General features: G+C 62.6%; 12 protein-coding genes. 3 read left to right on the forward strand and 9 right to left on the reverse strand.

The features are described from left to right. Positions 1 to 254: 254 nt before the first annotated feature. The 7 genes from HWY05_RS14345 to HWY05_RS14375 all read right to left on the reverse strand — a co-directional run bounded on the left by HWY05_RS14345 (position 255) and on the right by HWY05_RS14375 (position 8,349). Positions 255 to 992 (reverse strand): SDR family oxidoreductase, encoded by a 738-nt coding sequence (locus tag HWY05_RS14345; RefSeq protein ID WP_176058755.1) that lies wholly within the window; start codon positions 990 to 992, stop codon positions 255 to 257. Beyond that, positions 989 to 2,533, reverse strand: a complete 1,545-nt coding sequence (locus HWY05_RS14350; RefSeq protein ID WP_176058756.1) for an FGGY-family carbohydrate kinase — start codon at positions 2,531 to 2,533, stop codon at positions 989 to 991. Before HWY05_RS14350 ends, HWY05_RS14345 begins: the two co-directional genes overlap by 4 nt. Positions 2,534 to 2,576: 43 nt before the next feature. Further along, positions 2,577 to 3,665: an alcohol dehydrogenase catalytic domain-containing protein gene (locus HWY05_RS14355; protein ID WP_176058757.1), complete on the reverse strand. Its 1,089-nt coding sequence runs from the start codon at positions 3,663 to 3,665 to the stop codon at positions 2,577 to 2,579. 38 nt (positions 3,666 to 3,703) lie between these two features. After that, complete coding sequence (locus tag HWY05_RS14360) at positions 3,704 to 4,711, reverse strand: ABC transporter permease (RefSeq protein WP_176058758.1); 1,008 nt, start codon at positions 4,709 to 4,711, stop codon at positions 3,704 to 3,706. Next, complete coding sequence (locus HWY05_RS14365; RefSeq protein WP_176058759.1) at positions 4,698 to 6,218, reverse strand: sugar ABC transporter ATP-binding protein; 1,521 nt, start codon at positions 6,216 to 6,218, stop codon at positions 4,698 to 4,700. The genes HWY05_RS14360 and HWY05_RS14365 overlap by 14 nt, the downstream gene beginning before the upstream one ends. Before the next feature lie 73 nt (positions 6,219 to 6,291). Continuing rightward, positions 6,292 to 7,245 carry an ABC transporter substrate-binding protein gene (locus HWY05_RS14370; protein WP_051980410.1) on the reverse strand — a complete coding sequence of 318 codons (954 nt, stop codon included), beginning with the start codon at positions 7,243 to 7,245 and terminating at the stop codon, positions 6,292 to 6,294. 123 nt (positions 7,246 to 7,368) lie between these two features. Then, positions 7,369 to 8,349, reverse strand: coding sequence for an AraC family transcriptional regulator (locus HWY05_RS14375; RefSeq protein ID WP_176058760.1), 981 nt, complete (start codon positions 8,347 to 8,349; stop codon positions 7,369 to 7,371). Positions 8,350 to 8,750: 401 nt separating this feature from the next. On the opposite strand from HWY05_RS14375, the gene dalD reads away from it, so the two are divergent. The 3 genes from dalD to HWY05_RS14390 all read left to right on the forward strand — a co-directional run bounded on the left by dalD (position 8,751) and on the right by HWY05_RS14390 (position 12,816). Continuing rightward, the gene (gene dalD, locus HWY05_RS14380) at positions 8,751 to 10,163 is read left to right on the forward strand and encodes a D-arabinitol 4-dehydrogenase (RefSeq protein ID WP_176058761.1); all 1,413 of its coding nucleotides are present in this window, start codon (positions 8,751 to 8,753) and stop codon (positions 10,161 to 10,163) included. A 142-nt stretch (positions 10,164 to 10,305) separates the two neighbouring features. Next, positions 10,306 to 11,787, forward strand: coding sequence for a xylulokinase (xylB, locus tag HWY05_RS14385; protein WP_176058762.1), 1,482 nt, complete (start codon positions 10,306 to 10,308; stop codon positions 11,785 to 11,787). 81 nt (positions 11,788 to 11,868) lie between these two features. Next, positions 11,869 to 12,816 carry a sugar-binding transcriptional regulator gene (locus HWY05_RS14390; RefSeq protein WP_035548287.1) on the forward strand — a complete coding sequence of 316 codons (948 nt, stop codon included), beginning with the start codon at positions 11,869 to 11,871 and terminating at the stop codon, positions 12,814 to 12,816. Between the two features lie 89 nt (positions 12,817 to 12,905). On the opposite strand, the gene HWY05_RS14395 is transcribed toward HWY05_RS14390, so the two are convergent. Continuing rightward, positions 12,906 to 13,202: a DUF1330 domain-containing protein gene (locus HWY05_RS14395; protein ID WP_035549475.1), complete on the reverse strand. Its 297-nt coding sequence runs from the start codon at positions 13,200 to 13,202 to the stop codon at positions 12,906 to 12,908. A 64-nt stretch (positions 13,203 to 13,266) separates the two neighbouring features. Next, the gene (gene ugpC, locus HWY05_RS14400; RefSeq protein ID WP_035548290.1) at positions 13,267 to 14,376 is read right to left on the reverse strand and encodes a sn-glycerol-3-phosphate ABC transporter ATP-binding protein UgpC; all 1,110 of its coding nucleotides are present in this window, start codon (positions 14,374 to 14,376) and stop codon (positions 13,267 to 13,269) included. Positions 14,377 to 14,436 lie beyond the last annotated feature (60 nt).

A 14,436-nucleotide genomic window follows, 5' to 3' on the forward strand; every position in this document is an offset into this window, starting at 1 on the left:
AGAATGACTGCTGTGCCACTGCCGCGAAATGCGCGAGAACCCAGATTCCAGATGCACCACTACCGCAACTGTGCGGGGAACCCACTTAAGAATTAGCGGTGTGAGCGGCTTTCTCTTGCCTACTTCTCTTTGCCGCGGCAAAGAGAAGTAGGTGCCGCCCCGCACAGGGGCAACGCTAATAGACCACAAGCAAAAGCAACACAACAAAAGGCAAGCCCAACCACCAAACCACCGCACAGGCCAAAGTCCCAAAACTACCTGGCCGTATACCCCCCATCAACAGCCAAACAAACCCCACTAACCATAGAAGCCCCCTCACTCAGCAGAAACAAAACAGGAGCAGCGACTTCACGAGACTCAGCAAACCGCCCAAGAGGAATAGCCTTCAAGGCGGGCTCACGCTTAACAGGATCACTCCAGGCCAGCACCGCCATAGGTGTCAACGTAACCGTAGGATTCACACTATTAACCCGAATCCCAAACTCCCCCAACTCAACACACAGAGAACGAGTCACAGCATCAAGCGCAGCCTTGGAAGCCGAGTAACTCAAATGATCATCCAGAGCCACAAGCGCAGCTTGGCTAGAGACATTGACGATACTGCCCGCGCGCTTAGCGCCGATCATCCCCAGCGCCACATGCTTCGCAACCAGCACGGCCCCCCGAGCATTCACCGCCATCACCCGATCGAAACTAGCCGCCGTGGTATCCACCGCCCGCTCGAGCAACGCGATCCCCGCACAATTCACGAGCCCATCGAACACCCCAAGCGATTCGAACGCCTCATCGATGGCGCCTTCATCGCTCACATCGAGCATCAACGGCTCACAACCCGTCTCTTCAGCCAACCGCGCCAACTCATTCACATTCCGCGCAGCGGCAACAACATGCGCGCCAGAGGCACACAAAGCCTCGACGATAGCCCGCCCAATCCCACTAGAAGCGCCCGTAACGAGAACCGACCGCCCAGAAAAATCAAAAGTAGCATTCATGATGTCTGCAACCGATGCATGACCGGCTTCAACGCCGGATACAAATCCGTATAAATGCCGAACCGCTGTTCATACAGCGCCATCCGCACCGCGTCCGGCTGCGCCCGTTCCACCAGCGTCACCCAACCGCCCTGCGCCTCTTCCCGCGACACCAAGCCAACACCCACACCCGCGAGCAGCGCCGCGCCCATCGCCGCCTCGACATCCTGCTCAATCGTATAGACCGGATAACCCGTCACGTCCGCGATAATCTGCATCCACAAATCCGAATGCGCGGCGCCGCCCACCACGATCAATTTGTCATCCAGCGACAACGCGCCTTGACGTCCCGCCTCGATGTTGTGCTTCAGCGCAAAAGACACGCCCTCCAACACCGCGCGATACAAATGCCCCCGCGTATGGAAGAGACTGAGTCCGACAAACGCGCCGCTCGCCTTCGCATCCCACACGGGACTCCGCTCGCCCATCAGATACGGCAGGAACATCACCCCATCCGACCCGGCCGGCACGTTCGCGGCGGTTTCCTCGAGCAACCGATGCGGATCGCCATGCGGCGTCGCACGCGCCGCCTCGATCTCCGCGTGACAGAACTGCTCGCGATACCACGTCACCGACGCGCCCGCCGTAATCGCGCCGCCGAACACATAAATATCGTGCTGCCCATTGAACACGTGCGGCATGCTGATCAACCCATGCCGCGCATCGACGCTCTGATTGATATAACCCCAACACATGCTGGTGCCGATCATCGCCACATGCTGCCCCGCGTGCGTGACGCCGGCGGCGAACGTCGCCATCGCCGCATCGACGCCGCCGGCCACGATCGCCGTGCCTGCATCCAATCCAAGCGTCTCGGTCCATTGCGTTAGCAAGCCGCCCACCACGTCGGACGATTCGACCAATCGCTCCGGCATCATGGTCGCGGGAATGCCGAGCATGTCCAATGCCTCGTCCGACCAGTCGCGTTTCGCCATATCGTAGATACCGCCGATATTGCCGGCCGAACTGTGATCGACCGCCACCTCGCCGGTCAGCATGTAGATCACGTACGCATTCGGCGGCAGGAAATAACGCGTATGCGCCCACACTTCCGGCTCGTTATCGCGCAGCCACAACATCTTCGTATAACCGTAATAGCTGTCCACGCCATTACCGGTAATCGTGCGCAGCCGGTCGAGATCGACGTTCGAGCGCACCCACTCCACCTGCGCGGTCGCGCGGCGATCCATCCAGATCAGACACGGATATAGCGGCCGCATTTCGCTATCCACCGGAATGCCCGAGCCGCCGTACAGACTGCTCACGCACACCGCCTTGATCGACTTCGCCGCGCCGCCCGCCTCCTTCGCCTTCGCAACGCACGCGGCGATGCACTCCACGACCGCCTTGAACCACACTGCGGGCCATTGTTCGGCCCACAAGGGCTTAGGTGTATCCGGCTGATAGCTCGACGCATGTTGCGCGACGATCGCGCCGTGCCGGTCGACGAGCAACGCCTTGGTACTCTGCGTGCCGATATCGACGCCGATGACGTAATCCATACAGTCTCCGTTTTATTGGCCGCTTATCCCGTCCCGACGAGGCTCAGGCGCGCGGCTTCATCAACACCTTGATCGAATCGAGCGAGTTCGCGACCTTGATCGCCTCGTCCCATTCTTCCAACGAAAAGCCGTGCGTCACGATCCCTTTCGACGTCACCAGTCCGCGCGCCAGCAGATCGATCGCGATCGGATAGCAGTACGGTCCGAGATGCGCGCCACGCACGTCGAGTTCCTTGCGGTCGCCGATCACCGACCAGTCGAGCGTGGTATCCGCGCCGAACACGGAGAACTCGACGAAGCGCCCGAGCTTGCGAATCAGGTCCATGCCCTGATTAACGCCGATCGGCGCGCCGGTGGTTTCAATATACACATCGCAACCGTAGCCGTCAGTGAGCGAATGAACGATGTCCAACGCGTCTTCCTGTTTCGGATTGATCGTCACGTCGGCGCCGTATTCGCGCGCGAGCGCGAGCCGTTCTTCCACCAGATCGATCACCACCAGTTTCTTCGGCGTCTTCAGATGCGCGATTTGCGTCATCATCAGTCCCAGCGGCCCGGCGCCCGCGATCACGACGACGTCGTCGAGTTGCACTTCACCGCGATTGACGGTGTGAATCGCACACGCCAATGGTTCGATGATCGCGGCGTCTTCGAGCGAAATGCCATCGGGAATCTTGTGTACGATCGCCGTCGGCGGAATCCGCATGTACTCGGCCATGCCGCCGTCCGCTACTTCGCGCTGGAAGCCGAAGATGTTGTGCACCTCGCACATCCAGTACTTGCCGGATTTGCAATACCGGCATTTGCCGCAGGGCACGATCTGTTCAGCGATCACCCGGTCGCCCAGCTTCACGCCGAAATGTTCCGCCGCGCCCTCGCCGATCTCTTCGACGAAACCGAAGAACTCGTGCCCCGGAATCACCGGCGCTTTCACCCACGGGCTCGGGCCGCCCCAGAACATCTTCGCGCCGGAATGGCATTTGCAATCGCTCGCGCAGATACCGCACGCGGCAATGCGAATCACCAGTTCATGCGCACGCGCCGTGGGTTTCGACACCTGTTCGACGCGATAGTCTTTCGGTGCATGACAGACAATGGCTGTCATGTTCTGCTTGTCGGTTTGAGTCGTCATTGCTGTGGTCCTGCTTGAAATGGGAAGTCAGTGGAGAGTTACTTTCTACGGTCGCGGCTGATATAGATCGCCAGCAAAATGATTCCGCCCTTGATCACGTTCTGCACATACGGATTCACGCCAACCATGTTCAGGCCGTTGTTCAGCACACCGAGCAGCAACGCGCCGATCAACGTGCCGATGATCGAGCCGCGCCCGCCCGAGATCGAGGTGCCGCCCATCACCACGGCGGCAATCGCGTCGAGTTCGAAGCCGACGCCCGCGTTCGGCTGGCCGCTCATCAAACGCGCGGTCAGCACGATGGCGGCAAACGCCGAGGTCAGGCCGGCAATCGAGTAGACGATCAGCTTGACGCGCGCCACGCGCACGCCGGACAAACGCGTCGCCTGTTCGTTGCCGCCGATCGCGTACACGTAGCGGCCAAACGGCATGCGTTCGAGCAGCACCCACGCAATCGCGTAGATCACCACCATGATCACGACCGGCGCCTGCACGCCGAGAATCTTGCCGCTGCCAAAGAATGCGACCCAATCGGGCAAACCGTCGATCGGATAGCCGCCGGTGTAGATCAGCGCGAGACCGCGCGCGATCCCCATCGTCGCCAGCGTGACGATGATCGGCGGCATGCCGGCAAACGCGACGAAGAAACCGTTCGCCGCACCGAAGCCGAGGCCGACGGCAATGCCAATCGCCAACGCGGCCACAGCGTTCATGCCGGCAACCATCAGCCCTGCCGCGAGCGTGCCCGCCAGCGCCATCACCGAGCCCACCGACAGATCAATCCCGCCGGTCAGAATCACGCACGTCATCCCCACGGCGATGATGGCGTTGATCGACACCTGGCGCAGCACGTTTTCAATGTTGGCGGCGGAGAGAAAACTGTCGCTCGCGAACACCATCACGATGCAGACCACCAGCAGGCCGATGAACGGATAGAACACCGTCGAGCGTTTCAACGCGGCCCATGTGAAGCGCACCGGCGCACCCGGCGTGTCGCTGCTGACCGTGGAAGTTTTCGGTGAAGAAGAAGGATTAGGCGTGTTCATGTTTTGCTCCCAGGGAGCCGGCGGTGGCATAGGTCATCACGGCATTGGAGTCGATCGCGTCGCCTTCGAGCATCGCTTCGATGCGGCCCTGGCGGAACACGGCGACGCGGTCACACATACCGACGATCTCCGGCAGTTCGGACGAGATCATGATGATCGAGTAGCCGCGCGCGGTGAGTTCGCGCATCAGCAGATAGATTTCGGTTTTGGCGCCGACGTCGATGCCGCGTGTCGGTTCGTCGAAGATCAGGATGTTGGTGTGATGATTCAGCCAGCGGGCGATCACCACTTTCTGCTGGTTACCGCCCGACAGCGTCGCGACTTCGGTGTGCATGGTCGGCGCTTTAACGCCCACGCGTTTCATGATGTCGGCGGTGGCGCGCGCTTCGCTGCGCTGGTCGATGAAGAAACGCAGCGAGCGATACTTGCCAAGGTTGTTGATCGAGATGTTCTGCTTGATCGAGAAGTCGGTGATCAGACCTTCGGTCTTGCGGCTCTCCGGCAGAATGCCGACGCCGGCGCGCAACGCATCGGCGGGGTCGGACAATTTCGCGGCCGCACCGTTGATGCGAATCTCCTTCACGTACGCCGGATCCGCGCCGATCACCGCGAGCGCGGTTTCCGTGCGGCCTGAACCCACGAGACCCGCGAAACCGAGAATCTCGCCTTCACGCAGCGCGAAACTCAGCACGGGGCTGTCCTTCAGCAATTGCAGCTTCTGAACCTCCAGCACGATTTTCGCGTCGGCATGCAAGGGCGGCTTCGGCGGAAAGCTGCTTTCAATGCGGCGGCCCACCATCATTTCCACGAGGCGGCCCACGTCGGATTCGGCCACTTCCGTCATGCCGACGTATTGCCCATCGCGCAGCACCGTGATGCGGTCGCACACTTCGAAGATCTCTTCGAGGTGGTGCGAGATGAAAATCATCGCCACGCCCTGCTGTTTCAGATCGCGCATGATCGCGAACAGATGCTCGGCCTCGGCAGGCGTGAGCGTCGCGGTCGGCTCATCCAGAATCAGAATGCGCGCTTCCAGCGACAACGCCTTGCCGATTTCGACGAACTGCTGCTGCGCGACAGAGAGCTCGCGAATCGGCACCGACAGATCGATCGCCACGCCGAGCCGCTGAAAAATCGCCGCCGCCGTGCGGCGCATCTTGCCGCGTTCGAGCAGGCCCAGGCCGTTCTTCAATTCGCGGCCGAGAAACATGTTCTCCACCGCGTTCAGATACGGAATCAGGCTGAATTCCTGGAACACGATGCCGACGCCCGCCGCCACCGCGTCGTGATAGTTCGTGAAATGGCGCGCCTCGCCCGCGATCGTGATCGCGCCTTCATCCGGCTGATAGATGCCGCAGAGGATTTTCATTAGCGTCGATTTGCCGGCGCCGTTTTCGCCAAGCAACGCGTGGATCTCGCCGCGCGCGATCTCGAGATGAATGCCTTGCAGCGCTTTCACGCCGGGAAAGCTCTTGGTGATGTTGTCGAGTTTGAGAATGGTGTCCATCGGGTGCTCCTCTGCGGCGCGCCACCGTGTCGCTCGTCAGGCAAAGCGAACACGGTGCGGCGCGCCTGTCGTCTTACCAGCTGAAACCCTTGGCATTGCTCTTGTCGATCATCTTCACGTCGACCGGAATCGCTTTCGGCACATTGGCGCCCCACTTCTTCGCGAGCGCAATGCCGAGCGCGATACGCACCTGGTCGGCCGGGAATTGCGCGGACGTTTCGATGAACTTCGAGTTCGGCTTCTGGATCGCGGCGATCGCTTCCGGCGCGCCGTCGACGCTGGTCAGCTTGATGTCCTTGCCCGACGATTCGATCGCCGACAACGCGCCCATCGAGCCACCGTCGTTCACGCTGAACACGCCCTTCAGATTCGGATGCGCCTGAATCATGTTTTCGGTAACCGACAGCGCGGTGGCGCGTTCCTGCTTACCGTTCTGCGTATCGACGACTTTGATGCCCGGCACCTTCGCGAGCGCCGCCTTGCAACCCCGCACGCGCTCCAGAATCGGCACGACCGGAATGCCGTCGAGAATCGCTACTTCACCGCTGCCGCCAATCGCCTTCGCCAGATAGTCACAAGCCATTTCACCCGCGTCGAAGTTCTTCGAGCCGACGAACGAATCGACCGGACCGTTGGCGTTCGCATCCACCGCGACCACGACCACGCCCGCCTTCTTCGCCGACGTCACCGCCGATTGAATGCCGGTCGAGTCGGTCGGATTCACGAGCAGAATGTCGATCTTCTTCTGCAGCATGTCCTCGACGTCGCTGACCTGCTTGCTGACATCGTGATGCGCGTCGGTCACGACCACGGTTGCACCGATCGACGCGGCCGCGTCGTTGAGCGCCTTCTGCATCGTCACGAAGTACGGGTTGTTCAGCTCCTGAAACGTCATGCCGATTTTCAGCGGCGCGGCTTGTGCGGCCGGCGCAGCGATAAACGACAGGCCGAAGGCGAGCGCGGCGATAGCGGCCGCGTTGCGAGTGAAGCTCTTCAACGAGGCCGGCTTCGAAAGGGATTGCGTCATGGTTGTCTCCGTTATTAAAAGTAAGCACGTCCCTCACGCTGTCGTCGGACAGCGCGATACGTGTTGCAACGCGGGTGAAGTGGAACGCTTCGGCCAAGGCTTCAACCTGGTCGAAGCGGGAAACTACGTCGGTGGATAAGCGGCGGCGGCCGGGCGTGGCAGCCCCGGCGCGAGCACGATGGCGGGCGCGTCGTCGATGCCCACGCCGCGCGCGGCGGCCTGTTCGGAGGCGTCGCGGCTCGCGTCGTTGAGTTGCTGATAGCGGCGGAATTTCGAAGGCGCCATGCCTTTCACTGCGAGAAACTGCCGGTTGAAATTCGACAGGTTATTGAAACCCGCCTTGAAACAGATATCGGTCACGCTGAGTTCGCCGTCGGTCAGCAACTGGCACGCGAGGTTGATCCGCATGCGGTTCACATACTGCACGAACGGCAACCCGGTATGACGGCGGAAATAGCGCGAGAACGCGCTGACGCTCTGACCCGCGAGCTGCGCCAGATCCGATTCGCGCAGATCGTTCGCGAGGTTCTTGCCGATATACGACAGCGCATGATTGATCCGGGTCGACGCGAAACCGGTCGAGTCGGCCTGATACGCAGGGCTCGCGAGCGCTTCGCGGTCTTCGGCGTTCATCAGCATTTCAAGCATGGACATGAACAGGACAAGACGCCGCAAGCCGCGCGCGCTAAGCAGTTCGAGGAACAGCGGCTTGATCGCCTCGCTTGTCTGCGCGCCGAACGACACGCCACGGCGCGAGTCGGCGAGCAAGGCCTCGACCTGACGCCACTCCGGAAAACTGTCGACGCAACTCGACACGAACTCCTGGCCGAATTGCACAACCAGGTTGCGCTGCGCGATGGTCTCGCCTTCCGGCACGTCGCTCACCCAGTTGTGCGGCAGGTTCGGCCCCATCAGCACGAGATTGCCGGGCGTATAGCTGCTGATGTGATCGCCGACGAACATCTTGCCGGTCGTCGCGACGATCAGATGAATCTCGTACTCCGGGTGGAAATGCCAGCGCACCGTGCGATACGGATAGCCATGCGACCACACTTTGAACGATTCGTCGCGGCGCACGGCCACGAGTTCGAGATCGGGTTGCACTGTCTGCCTCCATGAAGCGGCTCGCCGGGGGCGTCGCCAACGCTTCGTCTTGTTGTCTTCTATAGCGAAAAGTAGCCCTCAAACGCGCTCGCCACCACTAAAAATGAAACCGCGGACTGATACTTTTTTGCATTCGGGTTAGTCCTGGCCCGGAAAAGGTCAAATTTGATGCAATGCAATACACGCTGATCCGCACGGCAAAGCACGTCCGTCCTGCAACCGTACGTCGTGACGGTCGCCCGCAAGCCCCGCCACGCCGCGCTGCGCCACGAAAACCCGGCGGCCTCGCCTTGACATTCGTTTCGCCGGGTACGATCATTCGCTCACACGCAGAGCAAATGCTCCACCACAAGAAACGCCGGCTTTAAAGCCGTGCGAGCCAGGACATTCAGGAGACGTACATGAACAGCGGGCAAGGCAGCGGCGCGGCCGCACACGTGATCCTGCACATCGGCGCGGGATCGTTTCATCGCGCGCATCAGGCGTGGTATCTGCACCGTTTGAACGAAGCGAAGGTGCCCGGCGAGCCGCACTGGTCGCTCACTGTCGGCAATATTCGCAGCGACATGAACGCGGTGCTCGACGCGCTTGCCGCGCAGAACGGCGTGTACACACTCGAAACCGTCACGCCGCAAGGCGAACGCGCGTACGAGACGATCCGTTCGATCGAACGCGTACTGCCCTGGACCGAGAACCTCGACGGCCTGATCGAAGCGGGCGCCGATCCGGCCTGCAAGATCATCGCGTTCACGGTGACCGAAGGCGGCTATTACCTCGACGAAGAAGACGAACTCGATACCGCGAACGCCGATCTCGCCGCCGACCTCAACGGTGGCCACACCACGATCTACGGCGCACTCGCGGCGATTCTCGACGCGCGCATGAAGCGCGGCGCGGGCCCGGTCACGCTGCAAACCTGCGACAACCTGCGCAGCAACGGCGAGCGTTTTCACGCGGGCATGAGCGAGTTTCTCGAACGACGCGGCGCGAACGAACTCGCGCAATGGTTCGACGACAACACCGCCTGCCCGAGTTCGATGGTCGACCGCATCACGCCGCGTCCCACGCCGGATGTGAGCGAGCGCGTGAAAGCCGCGACCGGCGTCGACGATGCCTGCCCGGTGATGGGCGAAGCGTTCATTCAATGGGTGATCGAAGATCGCTTCATTGCCGGCCGCCCTGCCTGGGAGAAAGTCGGCGCAGAACTGGTCGATTCGGTGATGCCGTACGAGGAAGCGAAGATCCGCATTCTGAACGCACCGCATAGCTGCATTGCGTGGGCGGGCACGCTGGTCGGCCTGAACTACATTCACGAAGGCACGCTCGACGCCGACATCAACAAATTCGCGTTCGACTACGTGACCGAAGACGTGATTCCGTGCCTCACGCCGAGTCCGCTCGATCTCGACCGGTATCGCGACGTGGTGCTCGAACGCTTCAGCAATCCGTATATCCAGGACACCAATCAGCGCGTCGCGGCCGACGGTTTTTCGAAGCTGCCCGGCTTTATCGCGCCGACGCTGGCCGAGTGTTTCGAACGTGGCGTCACCCCGGCGGCCACGGCAATGCTGCCCGCGCTGTTCTTCCGCTTTCTGCAACGCTGGCAGTCGGGCGAGTTGCCATACGCGTATCAGGACGGCGTGATGGACGAAAAGGTCGCGCGCGGTTTCTTCGCCGCGCCCGATCCGCTGAAAGCGTTCGCCGCCGACCGCCTGCTGTGGGGCAGCATGGCGCAGACGCCGGAACTGGAGTCGGCGCTGGAAGGCGCACTGGCGCGCGTCGACGTGTGGCTCGCCAAACGCGGCGCGGCCTGAACGCACCTGCCGCGGCAACGCGGCAACCTAGCAACGTAGCAACCCAGCGACGCGGCGCGCCGCTGCCAGGCTTAATGCGCATGGCAGCGCGCGCGGTGTGCGGCTAAAGTAGCGCATCTCCAACGACGAAGGTTCCGCGCCCATGTATCTCGGCATCGACCTCGGCACGTCCGAAGTGAAAGTCCTGCTGCTCGCCTCCAACGGACGCGTAATCGGCACCGCAGGCTCCCCGTTTACCGTTTCCCGTCCGCATCAGCGCTGGGCCGAACAGAATCCCGCAGACTGGTGGGCCGGCACGCGCACGGCGCTCGCCGCGTTGCGCGCCAGACACCCGGACGAGTTCGCGCAGATTCGCGGCATCGGCCTGTCGGGGCAGATGCACGGCGCGGTGCTGCTGGATGCGGAAAACCGCGTGCTGCGTCCCGCGATTCTGTGGAACGACATGCGCAGCGACAAGGAATGCGCGGAGTTGACCGAGCGCGCGCCCGATCTGCACAGCGTGGCCGGCAATCTGGCCATGCCGGGTTTCACCGCGCCGAAGCTGCTGTGGGTCGCGCGCCATGAGCCGGAGATTTTCGCGCGGACCGCCTGCGTGCTGCTGCCGAAGGATTACTTGCGTCTGCAACTGACCGGCGGCAAGGTGTCCGATCCGTCGGACGCGGCCGGCACGCTGTGGCTCGATGTCGCCCAACGCGACTGGTCCGATTCGTTGCTGGCGGCCTGCAACATGACGCGCGCGCAAATGCCGAGCCTCTGCGAAGGTAGCGCGCCGTCCGGCACGTTGCTGCCCGAGGTGGCGCGCGAATTCGGCTTGAGCGACGGCGTGATCGTCGCGGCCGGCGGCGGCGACAACGCCACCAGCGCGATCGGCATCGGCGCGACGCAACCAGGCGACGGCTTCGTGTCGCTCGGCACTTCGGGCGTGCTGTGCGTGGTCGGCGACAGTTTCCGGCCGAACCCGGCGTCCGCCGTGCATGCGTTCTGTCACGCGATTCCGGATCGCTGGCATCAGATGAGCGTGGTGCTCTCGGCGGCGAGTTGCTTGCGCTGGGTCTGCAAACTGACCTCGACCGACGAACCGACCTTGCTCGCGGAAATCGAAGCGCTGCCCGCCGACGCGTTGAACACCGCGCCGCTTTTCCTGCCCTATCTGTCCGGTGAACGCACGCCGCACAACGACCCGTACGCGCAAGGCGTGTTCTTCGGCATGAATCACGCGACCGATCGCGCGCTGCTCGGCTATGCGGTGCTCGAAGGCGTGACGCTCGCGCTCACCGACGGCCTCGACGCATTGCGCGCGGCCGGCACCGAAGCGAAGGCGTTGTCGCTGCTCGGCGGCGGCGCGCGCAGCGATTACTGGGCGCAGTTGCTGGCCGACGCGCTCGACACCGCCACCCGCAAGCACGGCGGCGGCGAAACCGGCGCGGCCCTCGGCGCGGCCCGTCTCGGCTGGCTGGCCGCGGGCGGCGATCCGGCCACGGTGCTGACCAAGCCGCCCATCGAAAAGGAATTCACGCCGAATCCGCGCCGTCATGCCGAACTGCGCGCGCGGCTCGAAGCGTATCGCGCGCTGTATCGCCACGTGCGTCCGCTGTTCGATCCGGCACGCGCGCCGCTCGCCTGAGCGACGGCAAGCCGCAGCCGCTCTCCGGGGAGACAGGAGAGCCGGCTGCTATCATCGGCGCACTATCAGCGAGCCGTCACCGTGCCCAAGTCCACAGAAAAATTAGATCTTGCTACCCGCGCCGCGTGGCTTTACTACGTCGCCGGCAACACCCAGAACGAGATCGCCGAGAAGCTGCAGGTGTCGCGTCCGGTCGCGCAGCGCCTGGTCGCCTTCGCCGTCGAGAAGAACCTGATTCGCGTGCGCGTCGATCATCAACTGGCGGACTGTCTGTCGCTCGCCGATCAACTGTCCAGGCGCTATGGCCTCGCCATGTGCGAAGTCGTGCCGGTGGACGGCGACACGCCCGAGGAAATCGACCGCAAACTCGCGGTGGCCGGCGCGCAGGTGATGGAGCGCCATCTGAACGAAGAAAAGCCGATGGTGGTCGCGGTCGGCAGCGGCCGGACGCTGAAGGCGTCGGTCGATCAGATCGCGCAGCTAGACCGTCCGCAGCACCGGTTGGTGTCGTTGGTCGGGGCGATCGCTCAGGACGGCTCCTCGAACCGCTACGACGTCGCGCTGCACATCTCCGAGAAGACGGGCGGCAAGCATTTTCTGCTGCCGGCTCCGTTGCTCGCCGATAGCGAGGCGGAGCGTTCGCAGTGGTGCAATCACCGGCTGTACCGGATCGTCGAAACGCTGGCGGCGGAGGCGGATGTCGCGTTCGTCGGCGTCGGCAATATCGGGCCGACCTGCCCGCTGCATGAAGACGGCTTCATTACGGCGGCGGAAGTGAAGGACATGATGCAAGGCGGCGCCGTGGCCGAAATGCTCGGTCTGCCGATCGATGCGACCGGCGCGCACGTCGAGTCGCCGACCGGTCGGCGCGTGACCAGCCTCCCACTCGATTCGCCGCCGCGGCGCCCGACGATTGGTTTCGCGGGCGGCGAGCGCAAGCGGGAAGCGTTGATCGCGGTGCTGAAAGGCGGATGGTTGTCGGGGTTGGTGACCGACGAGTTGTGCGCGCGAGCGGCGCTTGAGGCTTGAGAGCGCTTGGGGGCTCAGCGTGTTGAGCAGTTCGAGCAGTACGCTCCGCCGCGGCGAATTGATCGCCGCAACCCGCACTCGCACTCGCACTACACCAGCGGCAAACCTTCGGTAATGATGATCCGGTAATCGCCGCCCTTCAGACGCGTCTCGCTGACCGCCTGATACGCCGGGCTGCGATACCACGCGATCGCCTCGTCATAGCCGGCGAATTCGAGAATCAGAATCTCTTCGATCGCCGGCCCTTCCACCACTTCCTTGCGCCCGTGGCTCGCCAGCATGGTGACCGGATGCTGTTCGAAGGTTGCGGGCGCAACCTGCTTGTATTCGTCGAGCTTGGCCTGGTCGAGCGTTTTCTCGCGCGTAATGACAACGTAGGCGGACATGAGCGTTTCCCGGCGTGGTTGAAAGGAAAGCGGCGCGCCCGCCGCTTTCGCCAACATCACGCGGTCAGGCGGCCAGCACTTCGACGATCTTACGCTGGAATGCCTTGCCCGCGCTGTCGAACAGATGGCAGTGCTCCGGCGTCGCGCCGAGCTTCTGCATCTCGCCTTTCGTATGCCGTTCGAGCGGTGGAATCCGCGCGATCAGGCCGTCCGGTGAGACGCTGGATTCCGCGTACAAATACGCCGCGTCGCCGAGCGATTCGAGTGCCATCGTGCGAGCCGAGATGCCGTCGTCGCTATTGCCCACGTGCAGATGCTCGGGCCGAATGCCGACCGTCACCTTGTCGCCCTGCTTGACCGCGCCCGGTTCCACCGCGACGCGCTGCGTCTCGCCGGTTTCGTAGCGCACCGTCACGCCGTCGTGCGTGACCGACTGCACCACGCCTTCCATGAAGTTCATTTTCGGCGAACCGATAAAGCCGGCGACGAAACGGTTGGCGGGTGCGTGATACAGCATGGTCGGACTACCGACCTGCTCCAGATTGCCCGCCGACAGCACGACGATCTTGTCGGCCAGCGTCATGGCTTCGACCTGATCATGCGTCACGTAGATCATCGTGGTCTTCAGCTCGTCATGCAGACGCGCGAATTCGAGGCGCATTTTCACGCGCAGCGCGGCGTCGAGATTCGACAGCGGTTCATCGAACAGGAACACCTTCGGCTTACGCGTGATCGCGCGGCCGATCGCCACGCGCTGACGCTGTCCGCCGGACAACTGTTTCGGCTTGCGATCGAGCAGATGATCGATGTGTAGGATCTTCGCGGCGTTGCGCACGGCGGCGTCGATTTCCGGCTTCTTGGTGCCGGCGAGTTTCAGGCCGAACGCCATGTTGTCGTACAGCGTCATGTGCGGATACAGCGCGTACGACTGGAACACCATCGCGATGCCGCGTTTGGCGGGCGCCACGTCGTTCACGCGCACGCTGTCGATGCTGAGGTCGCCGCCGCTGATGTCTTCGAGGCCGGCGATCATGCGCATCAGCGTCGATTTACCGCAACCGCTCGGGCCCACGAACACGACGAACTCACCGTCCGCGATGTCGAGGTTGATGTCGCGCATCACCTCGTTGTCGTCGTAGGCCTTTCTGATGTTGCGCAGAGTTACGCTTGCCATGATGTGTCTCCGTGTAATGCTCTAGGTATTGCTTGTCCGTTGCTTACGCTGCTTCGTTTG

This window comes from Paraburkholderia sp. BCC1876 (assembly GCF_902833695.1).
GTDB lineage: Bacteria > Pseudomonadota > Gammaproteobacteria > Burkholderiales > Burkholderiaceae > Paraburkholderia.

What these genes read in the sequence shown, in the direction of transcription:
- ugpC (WP_035548290.1), bottom strand. Translation starts at nt 14,376, where the DNA reads ATGGCAAGCGTAACTCTGCGCAACATCAGAAAGGCCTACGACGACAAC.
- HWY05_RS14345 (WP_176058755.1), bottom strand. Translation starts at nt 992, where the DNA reads ATGAATGCTACTTTTGATTTTTCTGGGCGGTCGGTTCTCGTTACGGGC.
- HWY05_RS14360 (WP_176058758.1), bottom strand. Translation starts at nt 4,711, where the DNA reads ATGAACACGCCTAATCCTTCTTCTTCACCGAAAACTTCCACGGTCAGC.
- dalD (WP_176058761.1), top strand. Translation starts at nt 8,751, where the DNA reads ATGAACAGCGGGCAAGGCAGCGGCGCGGCCGCACACGTGATCCTGCAC.
- HWY05_RS14365 (WP_176058759.1), bottom strand. Translation starts at nt 6,218, where the DNA reads ATGGACACCATTCTCAAACTCGACAACATCACCAAGAGCTTTCCCGGC.
- HWY05_RS14350 (WP_176058756.1), bottom strand. Translation starts at nt 2,533, where the DNA reads ATGGATTACGTCATCGGCGTCGATATCGGCACGCAGAGTACCAAGGCG.
- xylB (WP_176058762.1), top strand. Translation starts at nt 10,306, where the DNA reads ATGTATCTCGGCATCGACCTCGGCACGTCCGAAGTGAAAGTCCTGCTG.
- HWY05_RS14370 (WP_051980410.1), bottom strand. Translation starts at nt 7,245, where the DNA reads ATGACGCAATCCCTTTCGAAGCCGGCCTCGTTGAAGAGCTTCACTCGC.
- HWY05_RS14355 (WP_176058757.1), bottom strand. Translation starts at nt 3,665, where the DNA reads ATGACGACTCAAACCGACAAGCAGAACATGACAGCCATTGTCTGTCAT.
- HWY05_RS14395 (WP_035549475.1), bottom strand. Translation starts at nt 13,202, where the DNA reads ATGTCCGCCTACGTTGTCATTACGCGCGAGAAAACGCTCGACCAGGCC.